Source organism: Streptomyces sp. NPDC045956 (assembly GCF_056430705.1).
Genome location: NZ_JBWKKZ010000004.1, coordinates 14,552 through 34,770 on the forward strand (window position 1 = coordinate 14,552; position 20,219 = coordinate 34,770).

The following is a 20,219-nucleotide window of genomic DNA, read 5'->3' on the forward strand; positions in this document are numbered from 1 at the left end:
CAACGTAGCCCGGCGACGCCCTTACGCCGGGTATGCGTGCGTCTGCGTCGCCTTGACCGCCGCCCACACCGGTGCCCCCGGGTGGAGGCCCAGCTCGGCCGCGGCGACCGTGGTGACGTCCGCGGTGAGCGCCAGCTCCCCGGTGAGGTCCACGCGGATCCGGTCGCCGTGCGTCTCCAGGCCGGCGACCTCGCACGGCCACAGATTGCGGGCGCTGGAGCCGGTGGGGCGCTCCGCGTACAGGGTCACGGCGCCGGGCGGGAACGCCACGAAGACGGGACCGGTGAGGTCCTCGGTGGTGGTGACGGCGGGGCCGGCGTCGAACCGCACGGTGTGGCCGTCGGCGGTTCCGCGGTAGAGGTTCAGGCCGACGAGGCGAGCGATGTAGTCCGTCCGCGGGCGGCGGGCGATGTCCGCGGGACCGCCTTCCTGGACGACCTTGCCGTCCTCGACGACGACCAGGCGGTCGGCCAGCACCATGGCGTCCAGCGGGTCGTGCGTGACCAGCACGGCGACGGCCTCGAACTCGGCCAGGTGACGGCGGAGCTGGGCCCGCACCTCCAGCCGGGTCCGGGCGTCCAGCGCCGCGAGGGGCTCGTCCAACAGCAGCAACCGGGGGTTGGTGGCCAGGGCGCGGGCGAGCGCGACGCGCTGGGCCTGGCCCCCGGAGAGACGACGGGGCTTGGCGCCCGCCTGGCCGGCCAGGCCCATCCGCTCCAGCCACTCGGCGGCCCGCGCCCGCGCCTCCGCCTTGCTCGCGCCCCGGCAGCGCGGCCCGAAGGCGACGTTGTCGAGGGCGGTGAGGTGCGGGAAGAGCAGGTAGTCCTGGAAGACCACGCCGACCGGGCGGGACTCGGGTGGCGTGCCGTCGAGCCGGGCGCCGTCGAGGTGCAGTCGGCCGCCCGTGAGCGGTTCCAGGCCGGCGAGGGCGCGCAGGGCGGTGCTCTTCCCGGCGCCGTTGGGGCCGAGCAGGGCGACGACGTCGCCGGGTGCGGCGGTGAGCGCGACGTCCAGGCGGAACGTGCCGCGGTCCACCACGAGCCGGGCGTCGAGGCCGCCGCGGGACGCCTGCCCACCGGTGGGTTCCATGGCGGCCCGTTCCTCGGTGTCGGTCATGCCGTCCTCATCCAGCGGTCCCTGAGGCCCGCGAGTACGGCGATGGAGACGGCCAGCAGCACCAGACTGAGAGCGATGGCCGCCGCCGGGTCGTTCTGGAGCGCGAGGTAGACCGCGAGCGGCATGGTCTGGGTCCGGCCCGGGAAGTTGCCGGCGAACGTGATCGTCGCCCCGAACTCGCCCAGCGCCCGCGCCCACGCCAGGACGGCGCCCGCCGCGATGCCCGGCGCGATAAACGGCAGCGTGACCCGGCGGAAGGCGGTGAACCGGGAGGCGCCCAGCGTCGCGGCGGCCTCCTCGTAGCGGGGGTCGGCGGCGCGCAGGGTCCCCTCGACGCTGATGACCAGGAACGGCAGGGCCACGAAGGTCTCCGCGAGGACGACGCCCGTCGTCGTGAAGGGCAGGGTGATCCCGAACCACGCGTCCAGCCACTGCCCGATGACGCCGTTGCGCCCGAACGCCAGCAGGAGCGCCACGCCGCCCACCACCGGGGGCAGCACGAGGGGGAGCGTCACCAGCGCCCGGACGAGGCCGCGGCCGGGGAAGTCGGTGCGCGCCAGCACCCAGGCCAGGGGCACGCCGACGACCAGGCTCAGCGCGGTCGCCGACGTGGCGCACAGCAGCGACAGGCGCAGCGCCTGCCACACCTCGGGGCTGGTCAACTGGTCGGGCAGGCTGCGCCACGGTGCCCGCACCAGCAGGGCGATCAGGGGCAGCAGCAGGAACGCCAGGCCGACGAGGGCGGGCAGCAGCAGGGGCACCGGTACCGTGCGGGTCCGCCCGCGCCGCCGAGGGCGTCCAGGGCCGCCCTCGACGGTGTCGGACGCCGTGCCGTCGCTCCCGAAGGGCTCGGCCGGAGCGGACCGGGGCGCGTGCTTCGTCACGGGGTGCGGAACCCGGCCCCGGTCAGCACCCGCTGCCCCTCGGCGGACTTCACCAGCTCGATGAAGGCCTTCGCCGCGGCGGCGTTGGGAGCGTCCTCGAGGAGGGCGATCGGGTAGTCGTTGACGGCCCGGGCCGCTTCCGGGAAGGGCACCCCGGTCACCTTGCCGGCGGCCGCCTTCACATCGGTCTTGTAGACGAGGGCGGCGTCGGCCTCCTTCAGCTCGATCTTGGTCAGCGCGGACTTGACGTCCTGCTCGTAGGAGACAGGCGTGAGGTCGAGACCGGCCGCATCCAGGGCTTTTCGCGCCGCGGCGCCGCACGGCACGGCCTCGTCGCACAGCACGACCTTGAGCCCGGAGGCGGTGAGGTCCTTCAGGGAGGAGATGCCGTCGGGGTTCCCGGGCAGGGTGGCGATCTCCAGCTCGTTGCGCACGAAGGTGGACGGGGCCGCGGCCGTGGCGCCGGCGTCGGTGACGGTGGCCATCGTCTTCGGGCTGGCCGAGGCGAACACGTCCGCCGGGGCACCGCTGGTGATGCTGGCGGCGAGGGTGTCGCTGCCGGCGAAGTTGAAGGTGACCTCGGTGCCGGGGTGCCGCTCCTCGAACGTGTCGCCGAGCGCGGTGAAGCTCTCCTTCAGCGAGGCGGCGGCGAAGACGGTGACCCGGCCGGACACCGGCGCGGCGGAGGACGACGCGGAACCGGCCGAGTCCGAGGCCGGGTCCGAGCCGGAGGACGACGAGCAGGCGCTCAGGGCCAGCAGCAGGGCAGTCCCCGCACCGCTCACCCGCAGGGTCCGGTGGGCACGGCGGTTCCTGCGCACGGAACGGGTCGTCACGGGGCCACTCCCTCGGTCTGCTGACGCAGGAGTACGACGGGACGGGGTGGTGGCCGGGTCGCGCCGGGCTCCTCTTTGCGCCGATCATACTTCCGCATCTGCCAGGCAGAAGTCTCTTGTCGTATCGCATGAGCGAGGCGGAGAGCGTTTGAGGCTCGCATGTGCGTTGATACGACGCGACCGGCGCGGAGGGTGTGTCAGGTTCTGTCGATATGGACGTTCGTCGACTTCACGCGGGCCGTGGCCTCCATGCCGACCTCCAGACCGAGTTCCTCCACCGCCTCCCGGGTCAGCAGGGAGACCAGCCGGTGCGGGCCGGCCTGGATCTCGACCTGGGCGGCCACGTCCCCGAGCTTGATCGCGGTGACGATGCCGGGAAAGGCGTTGCGGACCGAGGTGTACGAGGTCTCGTCGCCGGTGTCGCCCGAGCGGGCGAGATCCACCGAGAACGCGGCCAGGTCCCGGCCGTCGACGAGGCGCCGGCCGGCCTCGTCGCGGTGGGTGGTGATCCGGCCCGCGTCGGCCCAGCGTCGGGCGGTGTCGGGGCTGACGCCGAGCAGCCGCGCTGCCTGACCGATCGTGTAGGACTGCATGCCGGTCACGATAGGCCGCCCGCGGGGGGCGACGGGTGCGGGGGCGGCGGGGCCGGCTGGTCGGGCGACCGGCATGCCGCCGGGTCCGGGCCCGGCGTGCCGGGTTCACCGCGACCGCACGGGGCGCCACGCGCTGTGACCGGACCCGGACACGCGTGGGGGCCGGCCCGCGGACAGGTCCGCGGGCCGGCCCCGGGAAGTGCGCCGGGCGGAGCGGTGCCACACCGCCCGGCTGTCGCTCAGGCGGCGGTCATCAGGCCCGCGCCGACAGGGCGGTGCGGGGCGATGACCTGGCCGTCCGGCAGGAGCTCACCGGTGTCCTCGAACAGGACGACGCCGTTGCACAGCAGGCTCCAACCCTGCTCCGGGTGGTGCGCCGCGAGGCGGGCGGATTCCCGGTCGGCGGAGTCGGCTGAGGGGCACGGTGGCTGGTGCTGACACATGAGTGGGGTCTCTCGGTCTGTGATGTCGGGTGAGTGCGCTGTCTTGTCTGTCCCGCGGCGTGAAGCGTCGTTCATGGCCGCCCCCCGTTGTCCAAGTCGGTCCGAACCCAGTGTTGCCCTACGGGCCTCGATCCGCAGGGATTTCGCTGCACCGCTTCTCACAGGTTCATGACGCGTCACCCGCGCGGACGGTTCATCCCAACTGCACTGTCACTTCGGATGGTTCGGCATGGCCGGATGAGGCTAGTCCGCGCGGGTGGGTGAGAGGCGGGTCAGGCGGGGGAGCCCAGCAGCCGGGTCGGCGTCACCCGGTGCGTGAGGACCGGCAGCAGATCGGCGACCCGGTGCGGGCGGTGGGCCGCGATGCCGGGCGGCGCAGGCGCCAGCGGGACCAGCAGGTCGTTGGCCGCGGGGTGGCCGGCGGCGGCGTCGGCGGTGCGGTCGCCGTGCAGCCAGAGCGTGAGCATGTACAGCCCCGGGACGGACAGCAGGCGCGGCTGGTGGGACTGGGGCACCGACTCGGCCTGGCGCAGCGCGAGCTCCGTCGAGGCGACGTAGGGACCCTCGAAGAAGTGCGAGAACGCCCAGCCGTCCGGGGTCAGCATGGTCTCGGCCGCCGCCACGGCGCGGTCGCCGCAGCGGATGAGGAACCGCCATCCGGTCAGCCGCGTGACCGCCACGCCCTCCGCCGTGATGTGGTCCAGGACGTGGACGGGCAGCGGAAGTTCGGGAGTGACGGGTCCCTGGGCGCCGAGCAGGGAGGGGGTTCGGGCCTCGCGCACCGCGGTGGGGGAGGAGAGAGCGGTGAGAACGGAGCGCAGGGCGGGCGCGGGGGCCGGGAAGACATGCAGGGGCATGATGGGTCGCCTCTCATTCGAAGGCACGGTGGCGCGAGGGCGGAACGGGGCGGACGACGCTGTCGGCTCACGAGGGCTGAGAGGCAGGGGCCGGCGTCCGGGAACCGAGAAGTGGGTGAGGCCTGCCGAGCGTCAGACTCGACGGCAGGATCCATCGACCGTTGGCGCCGGTCTTCCGCCTCGTTCGCGGAGTTTATACGACATGTGTTCAGACTGTGTTTCGGCTAGCCGATTCCGGCAACACGAACAAGGTTGCATTCGGTCGTCGATATGCGGGAATCCTCCGGATTTCGTGCCGGGTGTGCGACGCTGACCTCGGGAAATGCTCACCGAGCGGTCGGCCAATTGTCATCGGCTTTTTTCACGAGTTCGCGGACCTGGAATCTGCTCGGCGTGCCATGCCTCGTGAATGTGCCACCGGTCACATCGGCACAGCCTAGCGGGTACCAGGCCCGTGCGGGGACGTTATCGATCGCTTCGGCGGGGCATCATCCCCCCTGACCCGGCCGCCGGAGGCCGGGTCTTCGACTACCGCTCCGAGAAGGGACGCTTCCATGGGGGAGAAGGTCGTGGCAGGTCAGTTCGACCTGTCCGATCGCCAGCGCTACCGCGAGAAGCTCCAGCGGTGCCTGACGGGACTGGAGCGACTCCTGGCGGAGAAGCGGTTCGACCGTCCCAAGAACCTGATGGGGCTGGAGATCGAATTGAATCTCGTGGGCGCTGACGGCATGCCGAAAATGTTGAATGCGCAAGTCCTCGAACGTATCGCGAGTCGTGACTTCCAAACGGAACTCGCCATGTTCAACCTCGAAGTCAACATCGCCCCGCACCGACTGGGCGACCGGGTGTTCGACCGTCTCGCGGAGGAGATCCGCACCTCGCTGTCCTACGCGGACCGCAAGGCGGGCGAGGTCGACGCGGCGATCGCGATGATCGGTATCCTGCCGACCCTGGACCGGGACGACCTGGTGTCCTCGAACCTGTCCGCCGTCGACCGCTACGCCCTGCTCAACGAGCAGATCGTCGCCGCCCGCGGCGAGGACTTCACCCTCGACATCGAGGGCGTGGAACGCCTGACCTGTACGAGCAAGTCCATCGCGCCGGAGGCCGCCTGCACCTCCGTGCAGCTGCACCTCCAGGTCACCCCGGACCGCTTCGCGGACGTGTGGAACGCGGCGCAGGCCGTCACCGCCGCGCAGATCGCCGTCGGTGCCAACGCGCCCTTCCTGTTCGGGCGCGAGCTGTGGCGCGAGTCGCGGCCACCGCTGTTCCAGCAGTCCACCGACACCCGCCCGCCCGAGCTACAGGCCCAGGGCGTCCGGCCCCGCACCTGGTTCGGGGAGCGGTGGATCACCTCCGCGTACGACCTGTTCGAGGAGAACCGGCGCTACTACCCGGCCCTGCTGCCGATCTGCGACGACGAGGACCCGCTGGAGGTCCTGGACGCGGGCGGCGTGCCCTCGCTCTCCGAGCTGGTCCTGCACAACGGCACCGTCTACCGATGGAACCGCCCCGTCTACGACATCGCCGACGGCGTCCCCCACCTGCGCGTGGAGAACCGGGTCCTGCCCGCGGGCCCCACCGTCACCGACGTCATCGCCAACGCGGCCTTCTACTACGGCGTCGTGCGCGCGCTCGCCGACGAGCCCCGGCCGATCTGGACCCGGCTCCCGTTCGAGGCCGCGGCCGGCAACTTCGAGGCCGCCTGCCGCCATGGCATCGACGCCCGCTTCGAGTGGCCCCGGCGCGGGAGGCTGGGCGGCACCACGGAGGTCGACGCCGCGGTCCTCGTACGGGAGGAACTGCTGCCGCTCGCCGAGGCGGGGCTGGACGCGTGGGGCGTGGAGCCCGCCGACCGGGACCTGTACCTCGGGGTGATCGAGGAGCGGTGCCGCCGCCGGGTCAACGGCGCTACGTGGCAGGCGGCCACGTTCCACCGGGGGCTGGAGGCGGGGCTGTCCAGGGACGCCGCGCTGGCCGCCACGACCCGCCGTTACTGCGAACTCATGCGCGAGGGCGACCCCGTGCACCTCTGGCCGGTGGGCCTGCCGGAGCCGGCGCCCCTGGGCTGAGTCCGCGAGGGAGGGTGCCGTGACGCCACGGCACCCTCGAACCCCGCCCCCGCCGCACGCCGCGCATACTGATCGGGCAAGCTGTGACGTCCCAGCTGGAGGCAGGTGTGCATGGCGGAGGCGGGCCCGGTGGACGATGCGATCCCTCAGAAACCAGTTCCCGGGGGGCCGGTCGCGGGCGAGGGGCTCTCGCGGCGAACCCTCCGTGACGAGACCCTGCTGGTCCTGGCCCTGTCGCTCGGCGCCAGCGGGGTGTCCGCCCTCATCAGCTTCATCGGCTCGGTCACCCGCCCCGGCGGGCTCAAGGACCAGGCGGCCACGCTCAACGCCTCCGCCGCGCCCGGCCGTCCCTGGCTGGACCTGGCCTGGCAGCTCTTCGGGATCACCACGGCGCTGGTCCCGGTCGCCCTCGTCGCGCACTTCCTGCTCCGTGAGGGGCGCAGCCTGCGCACGCTCGGCTTCGACCGCACCCGGCCCTGGCCCGACCTGGCCCGCGGGGCCGCCGTCGCGGCGGTGATCGGCAGCACCGGGATCGCCTTCTACCTGGCGGCCCGGGGGCTCGGCTTCAACCTCACCGTGGTGCCCGAGGCGCTGCCGGACGTGTGGTGGAAGTACCCCGTGCTGATCCTCTCGGCCCTCCAGAACTCCGTGCTGGAGGAGGTCATCGTCGTCGGCTACCTGCTGCGCCGGCTCGACCAACTCGGCTGGAGCCCGGGCGCGTCGCTGGCGGCCAGTGCGGTGCTGCGCGGTTCGTACCACCTCTACCAGGGCATCGGCGGCTTCATCGGCAACATGGTGATGGGCGTCGTCTTCGTGTACCTGTACCGCCGGTGGGGGCGGGTCGGCCCGCTGGTGGTGGCGCACACCCTGCTCGACATCGGTGCTTTCGTGGGGTACGCGCTGCTGGCCGGGAAGGTGGACTGGCTGCCGACGGCGTGACGCGGCAGCCCGCGACCCTCCCGGCCGGGCGGTACGGCTACGCCAGCAGCTCGCCGTCGATCACCGTCACCGCGCGCCCGCTCAGCAGCGTGCGGTCACCGCGCAGTTCCGTGCGGACGCGCCCGGAGCGGGCCGAGGCCTGGAGCCCGGTGAGGTCGGGGCGGCCGAGGCGCTCGGACCAGAACGGCGCGAGGGCGGTGTGCGCGCTGCCGGTCACCGGGTCCTCGTCGATGCCGACGTTCGGGAAGAAGCAGCGGGAGACGTAGTCGTAACCGCGTGCCGGGTCGTCCGCCCGCGCGGTGGCGATGATGCCGCGGGCGGAGTGGGCGGCCAGCGCATCGTGGTCCGGGGCCAGGCCGTGCACGGTCTTCTCGTCGGCGACCTCGACCAGCAGGTCACCGAGGTCCGGCCCGGTGTCCATGACCGCGCGGGGCTCGGCGCCCAGGGCCTCGGCGACACCCGGCGGCGCCTGCACGGGGGTGAGCGGCGCGGTGGGGAAGTCGAGGGTGGTCGAGCCGTCCTCCCCGGGCGTCGCGACGAGGACGCCGCTGCGCGTGGCGAACCGCACCGGCCCCTCGTGGGCGCCGGTGGTGTGCAGCACGTGGGCAGCGGCCAGCGTCGCGTGGCCGCACAGGGCGACCTCGGTGACCGGGGTGAACCACCGCAGCGCCCAGTCGGCCTCCCCGCCTTCCGGCAGGGGGTGCGCGAACGCGGTCTCGGCGTGATTGACCTCCAGGGCGACCTTCTGGAGCCGCTCGTCGTCCGGGAAGGCGTCGAGGAGCAGGACTCCGGCGGGATTGCCGGCGAAGGGCCGGTCGGTGAAGGCGTCGACGATTCGGATACGCATGCCGCGACGCTAGACGCTCCGCTGCGCCCCCGGCCAAGGCCAATCCACGAGTGCTGGACCGGACGGACCGGGTTCCGGGTGCACCGACTCCGACGTCCGGTCCTTGCCGCGCGATAGTTTCCGATATATCGTTGAGGCATCGCGATCGATACGCGATGGTTCTACGACAGATCAAAGATCGAATGGAGTGATGACGATGCGTACCCACGGATACGAGCGTGGACACGGTGGACACGGCCGCGGACAGGGCGGCCCCGGCGGTCCCTTCGGGCGGGGCGGTTTCGACGGCTTCGACGGCCGCCGGGCGGCCTTCGGTCCCTTCGGGCCGGGCGGTCCCGGCGTTGGTCCCGGCGGCCCCTTCGGGCCCGGCTTCGGACACGGCGGCCCCTGGGGCGGCCGGGGTCGCGGCGGGCCCAGGGGGAGGGCGCGGCGCGGCGACGTACGGGCCTCGATACTGGCTCTCCTGAAGGACCGTCCGATGCACGGCTACGAGATGATCCAGGAGATCGCCGAGCGCAGCGGCGGGGCGTGGAAGCCCAGCCCCGGGTCGGTGTACCCCACCCTCCAGCTGCTGGAGGACGAGGGTCTGATCGCCAGTGAGAGTGAGGGCGGCAAGAAGCTGTTCGCCCTCACCGAGGCGGGCCGCACCGCGGCCGAGGAAGGCCCCGAAGCTCCGTGGGAGGAGGCCTCGCGGGGCGTCGACTGGGAGGCGCTGAACGACATCCGGCAGGCCGGCTTCGGGCTGATGGAGGCCTTCGGCCAGGTCTGGAAGACCGGCAGCAAGGAGCAGCGGGAGAAGGCGCTCGCCGTCATCGGCGACGCCCGCAAGAAGCTGTACCTGATCCTCGCCGACGAGGACTGACCCGGCACGGCCCCGGACCGAGGTGCCCCGCGGAGCGATCCGTGGGGCACCTTTCGCGTACGGCGTCCTCGGCCGTACCGGCGTCCTCGGCCGCCCCGGCGCCGTGCCGATAGGGTCCCACGCGCACGGGAGGGCGTTCTCGGCGTGGCGGTGTCCGGCGGACGGCAAGCCGACGCGCGGCCGACGGGGCGAAACGGCTTGATCTCATCCGCAAGGAGGAGATTCCGGCCGCGCGGGTCCACTCTGCGTGGGACGCCGAAATGCTTCCCCCCGGGGATGACCCGACCGGGCGGGACTGGTGAGCTGAGGGAGTGCAATCCCGTATCCCCCGGCAGTCGGCCGGTGAGCAAGGCGGCCGAGGCCCGGACGGCGCCGACGCCGATGCCCGGTTCAGCGCGGAACTGGCATCGGTGATCTCCGGCGCCCGCCGCAGAGCGGTGCGGGACGGCGATCGGCACATCGACACGGCGCACCTGCTGCACTCCCTCCTGGAGTACGACCCGCAGGCACGTGCCGTCCTCGGCGAGGGGCCGCAGGTCGCGCGCCTGCTCGGCTACCTCGTGCAGCGCAGCATCGGCTACGGCCTGCGCTGGCAGGGCAGCGTCGAGGACTCCGGGGCCCTGCCCCGGGCGACCGGCGCGGCCGGGTTCTCGCCACTGGCCTCCGCGGTCCTGGAGGACGCCTGCGTCCGCGCCGCCCGCCGCGGAGCCGGCCGGGCCGTCGGTGTCGACCTGCTCGCCGCCCTCGTCGCCGACCCGCGGACGCGCGCCGTGGAGGTACTGGGCCGCGCCGCGGTGGAGCCGCGCGCGGTACTGGCCCGCGCGGAGGAGCACCGCGAGCCGACGCCCTGACCGTCGGTTCCCCGGGGCGCTGACCGGCGGGGCGCCGGCGTCCTGGACGTCCAGTCGGTGAGACAGGTGTCATCAAGGGTGACGGTCATGTCGTCCCCTGTCATCATGTGCCGGTGCATACGACAGACAGCGCTCACGGCAGCCGCGGACGAGGCACCGGGCTCGGTCTCGCCCTCGCCTCCGCGGTCGCCTTCGGAGGGTCCGGGGTCGCGGCCAAGCCGCTGATCGAGGCAGGGCTCGACCCGCTCCACGTGGTCTGGCTGCGGGTGGCCGGCGCCGCCCTGGTGATGCTGCCGCTCGCCGTGCGCCACCGTGCGCTGCTGCGCAGCCGTCCCGGGCTGCTCGTCGGCTTCGGGCTGCTCGCCGTGGCCGGTGTCCAGGCCTGCTACTTCGCCGCCATCTCCCGTATCCCGGTGGGCGTCGCGCTGCTCGTCGAGTACCTGGCTCCCGCCCTGGTGCTCGGCTGGGTGCGGTTCGTGCAGCGGCGGCCGGTGACCCGGGCCGCGGCGCTCGGCGTGGTCCTCGCGGTCGGCGGCCTCGCCTGCGTGGTGGAGGTCTGGTCGGGGCTGCGCTTCGACGCCCTCGGACTGCTCCTCGCGCTCGGCGCCGCCTGCTGCCAGGTCGGCTACTTCGTCCTGTCCGACCAGGGCAGCGACGCCGGTGAGCAGGCCCCCGACCCGCTCGGCGTCATCGCCTACGGCCTGCTCGTCGGGGCCGCGGTGCTCACGGTCGTCGCCCGCCCCTGGAGCATGGACTGGTCCCTGCTCGCGGACCCCGCGCCCATGAACGGCACCCCCGTCGCCGCCGCGCTGCTGCTGGCCTGGATCGTCTTCATCGCCACGGTCCTCGCCTACGTCACCGGCGTCGTCACCGTCCGCCGTCTCTCGCCCCAGGTCGCCGGCGTGGTGGCGTGCCTCGAAGCGGTCGTCGCGACCGTCCTGGCCTGGGTCCTGCTCGGTGAGCACCTCTCCGCCCCGCAGATCGTCGGCGGTGCCGTGGTCCTCGTGGGTGCCTTCATCGCCCAGTCGTCGACGCCCGTGAAGGGGTCCCCCGAGCCACTGGCCGGGGGCGGCCCCGAAAGGGAGTTGTCCGGCCGGGGAACCGCGGCCTAGGGTGCTGATCATGCATTCCGACGCCCTCGTCCTCCCGCCTCCGGCCGCCTGAGGCGGGCCCCCTCGACCAGCCCGGCGCGTTGTCGCCGGGCCGGAGGACGCTGCCCGCAGACGCAGTCCCCGCGCCCCCGGTCCTTCCGGGGCCGCTTCGAACTCCCGCGCCTCGTGCGCGTCTGCGGAGAGAACTCGTGTCGAATGCCTTCACCGGCCTGCCCGTCGGGCGTGGCCTGCTGTATCTGATCGTCGCCGGTGTCGCCTGGGGCACCGCCGGGGCCGCCGCCTCGCTGGTCTACCGGGCCAGCGACATGGGGCCCGTCGCCCTGTCGTTCTGGCGCTGCGCCGTCGGACTGGTGCTGCTGCTCGCGGTCCGTCCGCTGACCTCCCGCCGTCCGCGCGGCGCGGTCCGAGCGGTCCGCGCACCCCTCGCCCGCAGGGCGCCGCGAGCCCTCGTCACCGGCCTGGGCCTCGCGGTGTTCCAGACCGCCTACTTCGCCGCGGTGCAGTCCACCGGCCTCGCCGTGGCCACGGTCGTGACCCTGGGTGCCGGCCCGGTGCTGATCGCGCTCGGCGCACGCCTCGCCCTCGGGGAGCGCCTGGGGTGGGGCGGAACCACCTCCGTGCTCGGGGCGCTCGCCGGGCTCGGGGTGCTCGTCCTCGGCGGCGGCGCCGCGAGCGTGCGCCTGCCGGGGGTGCTCCTCGCCCTGCTGTCCGCGGTCGGGTACTCGCTGATGACCCTGCTCACCCGCTGGTGGGGCCGGGACGGCGGGGCGGACGCCGGGAGCACGTCCGTCGGGGCGTTCGCCGTCACCAGTGCCTGCCTGCTGCCGCTCGCCCTGGCCGAGGGGCTGGTGCCGCACACCGCCGAGCCGGCCCGGCTCCTGTGGCTCCTGGTGTACGTCGCGGCCGTGCCGACCGCTCTCGCCTACGGGCTCTACTTCGCCGGAGCCGCCGTCGTCCGGTCCGCGACCGTCTCCGTGATCATGCTCCTCGAGCCGGTCAGCGCGGCCGGGCTCGCCGTCCTCGTGCTGGGCGAGCACCTCACCGCGGCGACGCTGGCCGGCACGCTGCTGATGCTCGGCTCGGTCGCCGGGCTCGCGGTGGCGGAGGCGAGGGAGGCCAGGGAGGCCAGGGAAGTGCGGACGCGGCCGGCGCCGGTGTGACCGGGAGGCTGCCGGGGTGGTGGCGGGACCTCTCCCGGAGGCGGCCTCGGTCCGGTGGCGGGCCGGGGCCGCGCCCGGACGGTCGCCGCCGCCACCCCGGCGGCCTACGCCGGCGCGTCCCGGGAGCGGACCGGCGTCACAGGGCCGACAGGTAGCCGGGCAGCCCGGTGCCGGGAGCCAGGCCCGGATCGGCGACCGGGGCGTCGTAGCCCTTGCGGAGCGGGAGGAGACCGGCCCAGTGGGGGAGGGCGAGGTCCTCGGCTTCGTCGTTCGCACCGCCGGTGCGCAGCTTGGCGGAGACCTCGTCCAGGTCCAGGCGGATCACGGCGGTGGCGGCCAGTTCCTTCTTGTCGGCCGGCCGGGAGTCGGCGGAGCGGCCGGGGACCACGTGGTCGACCAGCGCGTCCAGCGCCGTGCGCTTCTCCTGGGCGTCCGTCACGTCGTACGCGGTGCCGTGCACGACCACCGACCGGTAGTTGATCGAGTGGTGGAAGGCCGAGCGGGCCAGCACCAGCGCGTCCACGTGCGTCACCGTCAGGCACACGGACAGGCCCGGGTCGGCCGCACCCGTCATCCGCAGCGGCCGGGAGCCCGTCGAGCCGTGCACGTAGAGGCGCTCGCCCACCCGGGCGTAGAGCGTCGGGAGGACCACCGGGGCGCCGTCGCGGACGAAGCCGAGATGGCAGACGTAGCCCTCGTCGAGTATCGAGTGCACCAGTTCCTTGTCGTAGGAGGCCCGGTCGGCGGAGCGGGTGGGGACGGTGCGGGCGGTGGGCGGATAGGTGGTGCCGGGCTGCGACGGCGTCCGTGTGGTCCCCTGCATGGCGCTCTCCATTGTACTAGTGCATAATCTGCTTTGTGCTAGGAGAGTATCGGGTCACGGGCCGGGGCGCAGCGGAGATTTCGGCGAGCATCGAGCGCGCGGTGGGCGCGGGCGAGCTGGAGCCGGGTCAACCGCTGCCGCCGATGCGGGAGTTGGCGCAGCAGCTGGGGGTGAACCCGAACACGGTCGCGGCCGCCTACCGCACCCTGCGCGAGCGCGGGGTCATCGAGACGTCCGGGCGGCGGGGCAGCCGGGTGCGCGCGACACCCGCCACCACCGGGCGCGAGTTCATCCGGGTGGAGGTGCCGGAGGGTGCGCGCGACGTGTCCGACGGCAACCCGGACCCGGCCCTGCTGCCGGCCCTGGGCCCGGCGTTCGCCGCCGCGGCCGAGCAGGGCGACCGGGAGCCGGTGCTGTACGGGGACGCGGCCGTGGAGCCCGGACTGCTGCGCATCGCCCGGGCCGAACTGGACGCGGACGGGGTGCCGAGCGGGCCCGTGGCCGTCACCTCCGGCTCGCTGGACGCCATGGAGCGCGTGCTCGCGACCCACCTCAGGGCGGGTGACGCGGTCGCGGTCGAGGATCCCGGCTGGGGCAGCCTCCTCGACCTCGTCCCCGCGCTGGGCCTGCGCGTGGTCGCCGTCGGCGTCGACGACGAGGGGCCGCTGCCCGACGACGTACGCCGGGTCCTCGCGGCCGGCGCCCGGGCCCTGGTCGTCACGGACCGGGCGCAGAACCCGACGGGTGCCGCGGTCAGTGCCGCGCGGGCGCGGGCGCTGCGGGGCGTGCTGGGCGAGTACCCGCGGACGCTGCTGATCGAGGACGACCACGGCCACCGCATCGTCGACCTGCCTCTGCACCCCCTTGCCGGTACGACCCACCACTGGGCCTTCGTCCGCTCGGCCGCCAAGGCCTACGGCCCCGACCTGCGGCTCGCCGTGCTGACGGGGGACGCCGTCACCCTCGACCGGGTGCGCGGGCGGCAGCGGCTGGGCCCCGGCTGGGTCAGCCGCATCACCCAGCGGGCCGTGGCCCGGCTGTGGGCGGACGGCTCGGTGGACCCGCAAGCGGTGGCGGCGGCGTACGGGCGGCGCCGGGAAGCCCTGCTCGCCGCGCTCGCGGAACGCGGGGTCACCGCGTACGGGCGCAGCGGCATGAACGTGTGGGTTCCGGTGCCGGACGAGACCGGGGCCGTCGCCCGGCTGCTGCACGCCGGCTGGGCGGTGGCGCCCGGCGCCCGCTTCCGGCTGGCCGCACCACCGGGTGTCCGGATCACCGTCTCGACCCTGACGGACGGCGACGTCGGGCCGCTGGCGGACGCGGTCGCGGAGGCGGTGAGGGCGCGGACGGGGCGGCTCCGGAGCCACGTGTGAGCCTGCGCTCGCCGTTTACGCGGTCACGTGTGAGCTGCGCTCGCCGTTTACTCCGCGGTCACGTGTGAGCTGCGCTCTCCGACGGGCCGAGGTCGGGACGGGCGCCCGGTCGGGACCCGGGACGTAGGCGTCGTCCGCCTACGTCAGGGTCTTCTCGCGCGTCGGCCTCCGGAGGGTCCGGCGCGCCGGACCTGCCGTGGAGGTCCTGGGCCGCGACTGGGTGAGGGCCGCCCCCGCGAGGACGATCACCGCGCCGAGCGGCGTCGACCAGGACAGGGACTCGCCGAGGAGGGTGACGCCCGCGGCGGTGGCGATGACGGGGGTGAAGTACGTGACCATCTGGGCCGTCGTCGGCCCGACCTCGGCGACCAGGTCGTACTGGATCAGGAAGGCGAGACCCGTCCCGAGGATGCCCAGCGCCGCGACCGACAGCAGCGGAAGCAGCGGGAAGCTGCTCGGCACCGAGGTGAACAGCGGTGTCACGGCGGCCAGTTGCACCGTGGCCAACGACAGCTGGGCGCCGGCCAGGGAGAGGTGGGAGTGGCTGGAGCCGACCAGCGTGCGACGGACGTAGATCCAGCCGACCGGATAGCTGAGCGAGGCCAGCAGTGCCAGGGCCGTGCCCGTGACGTCCAGGCCCTGGAAGCCCTGCCAGACACCCAGCACCGTCAGGACGCCGAGGAAACCGATGCCGAGGCCGGCCACCCGCCGCCGGGTCGGACGGTCCTCGGAGAGGGCGACCAGCGACAGGGCCATGCCCCACAGCGGCGAGGTCGCGTTGCAGATGCCGGCGAGCGAGGAGGGGATCGTCAGCTCCGCGAAGGCGAACAGGGAGAACGGCAGCGCGTTGAGCAGGAACCCGGCGACCGCCAGATGCGCCCAGGTCGACGCCCCGCGCGGCAGCCGCTCCCGCTTCACGGCCATCGCCGCGACGACCACCGCCGTACCGAACAGCAACCGCCCCAGCGTGACCTGGAACGGGGCGAAGGCCTCGGTCCCCACCTTGATGAACAGGAAGCTGAAGCCCCAGACCAGGGCGAGCAGGCCGAAGCGCAGCCGCCAGTCGAAGGCGCGGCGGACCGCGGGGGAGGGCGTGACCGGGGTACTCATGCGGACCACGATGGCGCAGCCCGTCCTCGTAGCACAATCGAGATTTCACGCCGAGTACCTCGTAGTATTGCTTACATGTTGAACCTGGAGCGCCTGCGCACCCTCGACGCCCTGGCGCGGCACGGATCGGTCAGCGGTGCCGCCGCGGGCCTGCACATCACCACCTCCGCCGTCTCCCAGCAGATGGCCAAGCTGGAGCGTGAGGCCGGACAGCGCCTGCTCGCCAAGAACGGCCGGGGCGTGCGGCTCACCGACGCCGGACGGCTGCTCGCCGAGCACGCGGCCCGCATCCTCTCCCAGGTCGAGCTGGCCCAGGCCGACCTGGAGGCGCAGCGCGGCCAGGTGGCGGGCGAACTACGGCTCTCGGCGTTCCCCACGGCCGCCCGCGGCCTCTTCCCGGCGGCGCTCTCCGCCCTGCGTGCCGAGCACCCCGCCCTGCGCATCCGCTCCTGCGAGCTGGAGCCGGAGCGCGGCATCGCGGGCGTGGTGCGCGGCGACCTCGACCTGGCCGTCGTGCTCGACTGGTACAACAAGCCGATGCCGCTGCCCGACGGGCTGGTCAAGGCGCAGCTCCTGGACGATCCCGCCGACGTGGCGATGCCGGCCGGGCATCGGCTGGCGGGCCGGGGCGAGGTGGACCTCGCCGAGTTCGCGGACGACGAGTGGATCACCTGGGGAGAGGGCGAGTTCTGCCACGAGTGGCTGATGTTCACCCTGCGCTCGAAGGGCATCGAGCCGGTCGTCGGCCACCGTGCGGCCGAGACCCACACCCAGCTCGGGCTGGTCGCCGCGGGACTCGGTGTGTGCATCGCCCCGCTGCTCGGACGGCATCCGGTGCCGGCCGGGGTGGTCACCGCGCCGCTGCGGCAAAGGGTGCGCCGGCACGTGTACGTCGTCTGGCGCGCGGACGCCGACCGCCGCCCGTCGATCCGGGCGGCGGTGGAGGCGTTGCGGGCGACGGCGGGAGGGCTCGGCTGACGGTCGGCGTGCGGCCCGCCCGCCGGGCCCACCGCCCGCCGCCCCACCGACTACCGCCCGACTGCCTATCGCGTGGCGAGCTTGCGGAAGTCCCAGGAGACGACCTTCTCGGGCGTCAGCCGCAGCCAGGCGTGGCGGCCGTCGTGCGGCATCTCGTCCAACCCGAAGTTCTTGCGGGCGAAAAGCGTCTCCGGGGCGTCGAGTTCGGCGCACAGCTCGCCCGTGCGGGGAACCTCGCCGACGAACTCCACCCGGCCGGACAGCTCCGCGCCGCGCAACTCGTCGTACGCCTCCCCGGTGTCGATCACGACGGCCACCCGGGGGTCGCGTCGCAGATCCGTCCAGCGCCGGCTGCGCACGACCGAGTACCACCACATCGCGGAGCCGTCCCAGGCGAACCAGAGCGTGCTCACGTGCGGTGCGCCGTCGGCCGAGACCGTGGCGACCCGGCAGGTGCGCTGGACGGTGAGGAACGCGTCCAGCTCGCCCGGGGTCATCATGATCTTCCGGCCCCGGCGCTGGGGGACGGTCACCCGGCCAGCCGGATCGAGTCCCCGCTGACCGTGATCTGCACGGCCGGCAGTGGCTTGCGCGCCGGACCGCTCTGCACGCTGCCGTCGGTGATGGAGAAGTTGCTGTTGTGGCAGGGGCAGTTGATGACGCCCTCGGACACGCTTTTCACGGCGCAGCCCTGGTGGGTGCAGGTGGCGGAGAAGGCCTTGAACTCGCCCGCCGCGGGCTGGGTGACCACCACTTTCTGGTCGGCGAAGACCTTCCCGCCGCCTTCGGGGATGTCCGCGGTCGCCGCGAGCGCCGCGCCGGCACCGGCGTCGTCGCCGCCCGAACCGCCGCCGTCCGCCGCCTCGGCGGAGGGGGCCGAGGGCGCGGCGCCGGTGTCGCCCGAGGCGTCGTCGTCGGACCCGCCGCAGGCGGTCAGCGCGACGGCGAGCCCCGCCGCTCCGGCCGCGGCCACGACGGTACGACGAGCCGGTCCCGCTGCGGGGTGGAACGATGCGCTGGTCATGCTGGGTCCCTTCCGGGGTGGATGCGTGATGATCTGCCGAGAGGTACGGGCCCGGTGCACATGCTGTTCAGACCGTGCCGAGATGCTGTCGCCTCGGCGGTCGGACGGGCGTAAACCACAGCTGTCGATCAGCTGTCGGCCGGGCCCCGCCCGAGGTCCGTGCCCTCCCACCCCGCCGGTAGCCTGGGGCGATGCTCAAGGAAGTCATCGCCACCCGCTACATCACGCCGTTGCGTGAGGGCGGTTCGCTGCCGGGACTGGTCGAGGCCGACGACCTCGGGACCTACGTCCTGAAGTTCACCGGCGCGGGACAGGGCCGCAAGACGCTCGTCGCCGAGGTGGTCTGCGGGGAGCTGGCCCGCCGGCTGGGCTTCCGGGTGCCCCGCCTGGTGACGGTCGGCCTCGACCCGGTGCTGGGGCTCGGCGAACCCGACCAGCAGGTGCAGGAGCTGCTCAAGTCGAGCGGTGGCACCAACCTCGGGATGGGCTTCCTGTCCGGCGCCCTCGGCTTCGACCCGCTCGCCTTCGAGGTGAGCCCGGAAGAGGCCGGGCGGATCGTGTGGTTCGACGCTCTGGTGAACAACGTCGACCGGTCCTGGCGCAACCCCAACCTGCTGAGGTGGCGGGGCGAGGTGTGGCTCGTCGACCACGGCGCCACCATGATCTGGCACCACAACTGGCCCGGCGCCGAGACCTCCGCCGCCCGGCCCTACGACGCCTCGGACCACGCTCTCGCGCGCTTCGCCCCGGACGTGCGCGCGGCCGCCGCCGAGCTGGCCCCGCTGGTCACCGAGGAACTCCTCGCCGACGTGACCGCACAGATCCCGGACGTCTGGCTCTCGGACGAACCCGGCTTCGCCACCCCCGACGCACTGCGGCGCGCCTACGCACGCCCCCTGCTCGACCGGGCCGCCACCGTCCACGAGCGCGTACAGGTGGAGGGGCGCCGATGAGCGACCGTCACGTCTTCGAGTACGCGCTGCTGCGCGTCGTCCCCCGGATCGAGCGCGGGGAGTGCGTCAACGCGGGGGTGCTCGTGTACTGCCGGGCCCGTTCCTACGTCGGGGCCCGCACCCACCTCGACGAGGCCCGGCTGCTGGCCCTCGACCCGCATGTGGACCTGCCCGGCGTGCGGGCGGCGCTGCGTGCCGTCGAGAGCCTGTGCACCGGCGGGGACGCGGCGGGCCAGGCGGCCGGCGACGACCCCGGCCGCCGTTTCCGCTGGCTGATCGCTCCCCGCTCCACGATCGTGCAACCGGGCCCCGTGCACACAGGCCTCACGGCCGACCCGGCGGCCGAGACGGAACGGCTCCTCGACCTGCTGGTGCGCTAGGGCCCGGGGTGCCGTCGGCCCGGGTCACACCCGTCGGCGGCGCCTGACCACGAAGGCGGTGGCGAGCGCGGCGCTCGCCACGCAGCCCAGGCCGATGCCGAGGTCCCAGTCGCTGGGCCCGGTGCCCGACGCGCCGCCCAGCCCGCCCCGGGTGCCGAGCGTCGGTGCCGCGGTCGGCGAGGTCGTGGGAGCCGGTACGGCGGGGGTCCGCGTCGGGGTGGCCACCGGGGCCGGGGTGGTGGGAGCGGGACGCGGCTTGGAGGTCGCGGAGATCGTCGGGAGCGAGTCCCGCCGCGGTGGCGTCCCGCCGACGGAGCCGCCGGTCTGCCAGGCGGCCCCGTTCCCGCCCTGGTCGGCGTGGCCCTGGCCGAGCGGACCCTCGTCGGGTCGGCCCCCGTCGGTTCCGCCCTGGCCCGCGCCCTGGCCGGAGCCCGTGCCGTCGACGCCGCCCTGACCCGGGCGGAACTCGTCGAGCCCGCTCTGGCCGAGGGGGCCTTCGTCGGTCCCGAACCCGTCGGGCCCGCCCTCGGCGAGCGGATCTCCCGAGAGGCCGTCCGGAGCCGGGCCGTCCGGGGAAGGGCCGTCCGGAGCGGGACCGTCCGGGGAGAACGAGCCCGGGGACAGGGCGTCGGGGTCGAAGGGGTCGGGGGCGAACGGGTCGTCACCGGGGACCAGGTCGACGACGGGCTGGTACGCCCTCAGCTGGAGGGGATGGGGGGAGCTCGGCTCCTGGGCGTGTGCGGGATCGGCCAGCGGCACGATCGCGGCGATCGCGACGGCTATGCCTGCGGCACCGGTACGACGGCGCATGGACGCCTCCTTTCCGGCCACGAGTGGCTCGGGCTCCGACGCTAGGGCGCCGGTGGCGCGAGGGCCCGCAGCGGTGGGCCGATCGGGTGGGCCGGGTACGGCGACCCACCCGGGACCCCGGGTAATGGATCACACCGGCCCGGTGTCCCGTTGACACCGGGTGCCAGGGCTTCTAGCGTCACGTCTGCGGAAGGTA

Annotated in this window: 22 protein-coding genes; 10 read left to right on the top strand and 12 right to left on the bottom strand. The window is 73.9% G+C overall.

Annotated features, from left to right (window positions below; translation table 11 throughout):
- Positions 1 to 21: 21 nt before the first annotated feature.
- The 6 genes from AC07FV_RS12160 to AC07FV_RS12185 form a co-directional block, all read right to left on the bottom strand.
- Entirely contained in the window at positions 22 to 1,116 is a 1,095-nt protein-coding gene (locus AC07FV_RS12160) for an ABC transporter ATP-binding protein (RefSeq protein ID WP_479086673.1), read from the bottom strand.
- Positions 1,113 to 2,000, bottom strand: coding sequence for an ABC transporter permease (locus AC07FV_RS12165; protein WP_479086675.1), 888 nt, complete (start codon positions 1,998 to 2,000; stop codon positions 1,113 to 1,115). The genes AC07FV_RS12160 and AC07FV_RS12165 overlap by 4 nt, the downstream gene beginning before the upstream one ends.
- A complete protein-coding gene (gene modA, locus AC07FV_RS12170; RefSeq protein WP_479086676.1) occupies positions 1,997 to 2,836 on the bottom strand; it encodes a molybdate ABC transporter substrate-binding protein in 840 nt (279 codons plus the stop codon). The genes AC07FV_RS12165 and modA overlap by 4 nt, the downstream gene beginning before the upstream one ends.
- A 197-nt stretch (positions 2,837 to 3,033) precedes the next feature.
- Positions 3,034 to 3,429, bottom strand: coding sequence for a TOBE domain-containing protein (locus tag AC07FV_RS12175; RefSeq protein WP_383637438.1), 396 nt, complete (start codon positions 3,427 to 3,429; stop codon positions 3,034 to 3,036).
- A 239-nt stretch (positions 3,430 to 3,668) separates the two neighbouring features.
- On the bottom strand, positions 3,669 to 3,872 hold the full coding sequence (locus AC07FV_RS12180) for a DUF5999 family protein (RefSeq protein WP_053127824.1): 204 nt from the start codon (positions 3,870 to 3,872) through the stop codon (positions 3,669 to 3,671).
- Between the two features lie 272 nt (positions 3,873 to 4,144).
- The gene (locus tag AC07FV_RS12185) at positions 4,145 to 4,729 is read right to left on the bottom strand and encodes a hypothetical protein (protein ID WP_479086677.1); all 585 of its coding nucleotides are present in this window, start codon (positions 4,727 to 4,729) and stop codon (positions 4,145 to 4,147) included.
- Positions 4,730 to 5,283: 554 nt separating this feature from the next.
- Here AC07FV_RS12185 and AC07FV_RS12190 point away from each other — a divergent pair.
- Together AC07FV_RS12190 and AC07FV_RS12195 are read left to right on the top strand one after the other, a co-directional pair.
- Positions 5,284 to 6,801, top strand: coding sequence for a glutamate-cysteine ligase family protein (locus AC07FV_RS12190; RefSeq protein WP_479086679.1), 1,518 nt, complete (start codon positions 5,284 to 5,286; stop codon positions 6,799 to 6,801).
- Positions 6,802 to 6,912: 111 nt separating this feature from the next.
- Positions 6,913 to 7,740 (top strand): CPBP family intramembrane glutamic endopeptidase, encoded by an 828-nt coding sequence (locus AC07FV_RS12195; RefSeq protein WP_479086680.1) that lies wholly within the window; start codon positions 6,913 to 6,915, stop codon positions 7,738 to 7,740.
- A 37-nt stretch (positions 7,741 to 7,777) separates the two neighbouring features.
- Here AC07FV_RS12195 and AC07FV_RS12200 read toward each other — a convergent pair whose 3' ends face one another.
- Positions 7,778 to 8,587: a PhzF family phenazine biosynthesis protein gene (locus tag AC07FV_RS12200; protein WP_479086682.1), complete on the bottom strand. Its 810-nt coding sequence runs from the start codon at positions 8,585 to 8,587 to the stop codon at positions 7,778 to 7,780.
- Positions 8,588 to 8,783: 196 nt separating this feature from the next.
- On the opposite strand from AC07FV_RS12200, the gene AC07FV_RS12205 reads away from it, so the two are divergent.
- The 4 genes from AC07FV_RS12205 to AC07FV_RS12220 all read left to right on the top strand — a co-directional run bounded on the left by AC07FV_RS12205 (position 8,784) and on the right by AC07FV_RS12220 (position 12,572).
- The gene (locus AC07FV_RS12205) at positions 8,784 to 9,449 is read left to right on the top strand and encodes a PadR family transcriptional regulator (protein WP_479086684.1); all 666 of its coding nucleotides are present in this window, start codon (positions 8,784 to 8,786) and stop codon (positions 9,447 to 9,449) included.
- Positions 9,450 to 9,760: 311 nt separating this feature from the next.
- A complete protein-coding gene (locus AC07FV_RS12210; RefSeq protein WP_479086686.1) occupies positions 9,761 to 10,300 on the top strand; it encodes a Clp protease N-terminal domain-containing protein in 540 nt (179 codons plus the stop codon).
- 107 nt (positions 10,301 to 10,407) lie between these two features.
- Positions 10,408 to 11,412 carry an EamA family transporter gene (locus tag AC07FV_RS12215; protein ID WP_479086688.1) on the top strand — a complete coding sequence of 335 codons (1,005 nt, stop codon included), beginning with the start codon at positions 10,408 to 10,410 and terminating at the stop codon, positions 11,410 to 11,412.
- Between the two features lie 188 nt (positions 11,413 to 11,600).
- Positions 11,601 to 12,572, top strand: coding sequence for a DMT family transporter (locus AC07FV_RS12220; RefSeq protein WP_479086690.1), 972 nt, complete (start codon positions 11,601 to 11,603; stop codon positions 12,570 to 12,572).
- A gap of 136 nt (positions 12,573 to 12,708) precedes the next feature.
- On the opposite strand, the gene AC07FV_RS12225 is transcribed toward AC07FV_RS12220, so the two are convergent.
- Positions 12,709 to 13,395, bottom strand: a complete 687-nt coding sequence (locus AC07FV_RS12225) for a pyridoxamine 5'-phosphate oxidase family protein (RefSeq protein WP_479086692.1) — start codon at positions 13,393 to 13,395, stop codon at positions 12,709 to 12,711.
- Between the two features lie 35 nt (positions 13,396 to 13,430).
- Between AC07FV_RS12225 and AC07FV_RS12230 the strand changes: the two genes are divergently transcribed.
- Positions 13,431 to 14,768 carry an aminotransferase class I/II-fold pyridoxal phosphate-dependent enzyme gene (locus AC07FV_RS12230; RefSeq protein WP_479086694.1) on the top strand — a complete coding sequence of 446 codons (1,338 nt, stop codon included), beginning with the start codon at positions 13,431 to 13,433 and terminating at the stop codon, positions 14,766 to 14,768.
- A gap of 138 nt (positions 14,769 to 14,906) precedes the next feature.
- On the opposite strand, the gene AC07FV_RS12235 is transcribed toward AC07FV_RS12230, so the two are convergent.
- Positions 14,907 to 15,878: a DMT family transporter gene (locus tag AC07FV_RS12235; protein WP_479086696.1), complete on the bottom strand. Its 972-nt coding sequence runs from the start codon at positions 15,876 to 15,878 to the stop codon at positions 14,907 to 14,909.
- Between the two features lie 75 nt (positions 15,879 to 15,953).
- Between AC07FV_RS12235 and AC07FV_RS12240 the strand changes: the two genes are divergently transcribed.
- A complete protein-coding gene (locus AC07FV_RS12240; protein WP_383637402.1) occupies positions 15,954 to 16,856 on the top strand; it encodes a LysR family transcriptional regulator in 903 nt (300 codons plus the stop codon).
- Positions 16,857 to 16,921: 65 nt separating this feature from the next.
- Here the strand turns inward: AC07FV_RS12240 and AC07FV_RS12245 are convergent, their stop codons facing one another.
- Positions 16,922 to 17,389 (bottom strand): pyridoxamine 5'-phosphate oxidase family protein, encoded by a 468-nt coding sequence (locus AC07FV_RS12245; protein ID WP_479086698.1) that lies wholly within the window; start codon positions 17,387 to 17,389, stop codon positions 16,922 to 16,924.
- On the bottom strand, positions 17,386 to 17,880 hold the full coding sequence (locus tag AC07FV_RS12250; protein ID WP_479086700.1) for a Rieske (2Fe-2S) protein: 495 nt from the start codon (positions 17,878 to 17,880) through the stop codon (positions 17,386 to 17,388). The genes AC07FV_RS12245 and AC07FV_RS12250 overlap by 4 nt, the downstream gene beginning before the upstream one ends.
- Positions 17,881 to 18,071: 191 nt before the next feature.
- Between AC07FV_RS12250 and AC07FV_RS12255 the strand changes: the two genes are divergently transcribed.
- Complete coding sequence (locus tag AC07FV_RS12255; protein ID WP_479086702.1) at positions 18,072 to 18,833, top strand: HipA family kinase; 762 nt, start codon at positions 18,072 to 18,074, stop codon at positions 18,831 to 18,833.
- On the top strand, positions 18,830 to 19,213 hold the full coding sequence (locus AC07FV_RS12260; RefSeq protein WP_383637393.1) for a DUF3037 domain-containing protein: 384 nt from the start codon (positions 18,830 to 18,832) through the stop codon (positions 19,211 to 19,213). Before AC07FV_RS12255 ends, AC07FV_RS12260 begins: the two co-directional genes overlap by 4 nt.
- A 24-nt stretch (positions 19,214 to 19,237) precedes the next feature.
- Here the strand turns inward: AC07FV_RS12260 and AC07FV_RS12265 are convergent, their stop codons facing one another.
- Complete coding sequence (locus AC07FV_RS12265; RefSeq protein ID WP_479086704.1) at positions 19,238 to 20,023, bottom strand: hypothetical protein; 786 nt, start codon at positions 20,021 to 20,023, stop codon at positions 19,238 to 19,240.
- Positions 20,024 to 20,219 lie beyond the last annotated feature (196 nt).

Excerpts from the sequence above, each read along its gene's own strand:
- AC07FV_RS12185 (WP_479086677.1), bottom strand. The coding sequence starts at position 4,729 with ATGCCCCTGCATGTCTTCCCGGCCCCCGCGCCCGCCCTGCGCTCCGTT.
- AC07FV_RS12190 (WP_479086679.1), top strand. The coding sequence starts at position 5,284 with ATGGGGGAGAAGGTCGTGGCAGGTCAGTTCGACCTGTCCGATCGCCAG.
- AC07FV_RS12235 (WP_479086696.1), bottom strand. The coding sequence starts at position 15,878 with ATGAGTACCCCGGTCACGCCCTCCCCCGCGGTCCGCCGCGCCTTCGAC.
- AC07FV_RS12225 (WP_479086692.1), bottom strand. The coding sequence starts at position 13,395 with ATGCAGGGGACCACACGGACGCCGTCGCAGCCCGGCACCACCTATCCG.
- AC07FV_RS12175 (WP_383637438.1), bottom strand. The coding sequence starts at position 3,429 with ATGCAGTCCTACACGATCGGTCAGGCAGCGCGGCTGCTCGGCGTCAGC.
- AC07FV_RS12250 (WP_479086700.1), bottom strand. The coding sequence starts at position 17,880 with ATGACCAGCGCATCGTTCCACCCCGCAGCGGGACCGGCTCGTCGTACC.
- AC07FV_RS12200 (WP_479086682.1), bottom strand. The coding sequence starts at position 8,587 with ATGCGTATCCGAATCGTCGACGCCTTCACCGACCGGCCCTTCGCCGGC.
- AC07FV_RS12180 (WP_053127824.1), bottom strand. The coding sequence starts at position 3,872 with ATGTGTCAGCACCAGCCACCGTGCCCCTCAGCCGACTCCGCCGACCGG.
- AC07FV_RS12195 (WP_479086680.1), top strand. The coding sequence starts at position 6,913 with ATGGCGGAGGCGGGCCCGGTGGACGATGCGATCCCTCAGAAACCAGTT.
- AC07FV_RS12265 (WP_479086704.1), bottom strand. The coding sequence starts at position 20,023 with ATGCGCCGTCGTACCGGTGCCGCAGGCATAGCCGTCGCGATCGCCGCG.
- AC07FV_RS12240 (WP_383637402.1), top strand. The coding sequence starts at position 15,954 with ATGTTGAACCTGGAGCGCCTGCGCACCCTCGACGCCCTGGCGCGGCAC.
- AC07FV_RS12260 (WP_383637393.1), top strand. The coding sequence starts at position 18,830 with ATGAGCGACCGTCACGTCTTCGAGTACGCGCTGCTGCGCGTCGTCCCC.
- AC07FV_RS12205 (WP_479086684.1), top strand. The coding sequence starts at position 8,784 with ATGCGTACCCACGGATACGAGCGTGGACACGGTGGACACGGCCGCGGA.
- AC07FV_RS12255 (WP_479086702.1), top strand. The coding sequence starts at position 18,072 with ATGCTCAAGGAAGTCATCGCCACCCGCTACATCACGCCGTTGCGTGAG.
- AC07FV_RS12160 (WP_479086673.1), bottom strand. The coding sequence starts at position 1,116 with ATGACCGACACCGAGGAACGGGCCGCCATGGAACCCACCGGTGGGCAG.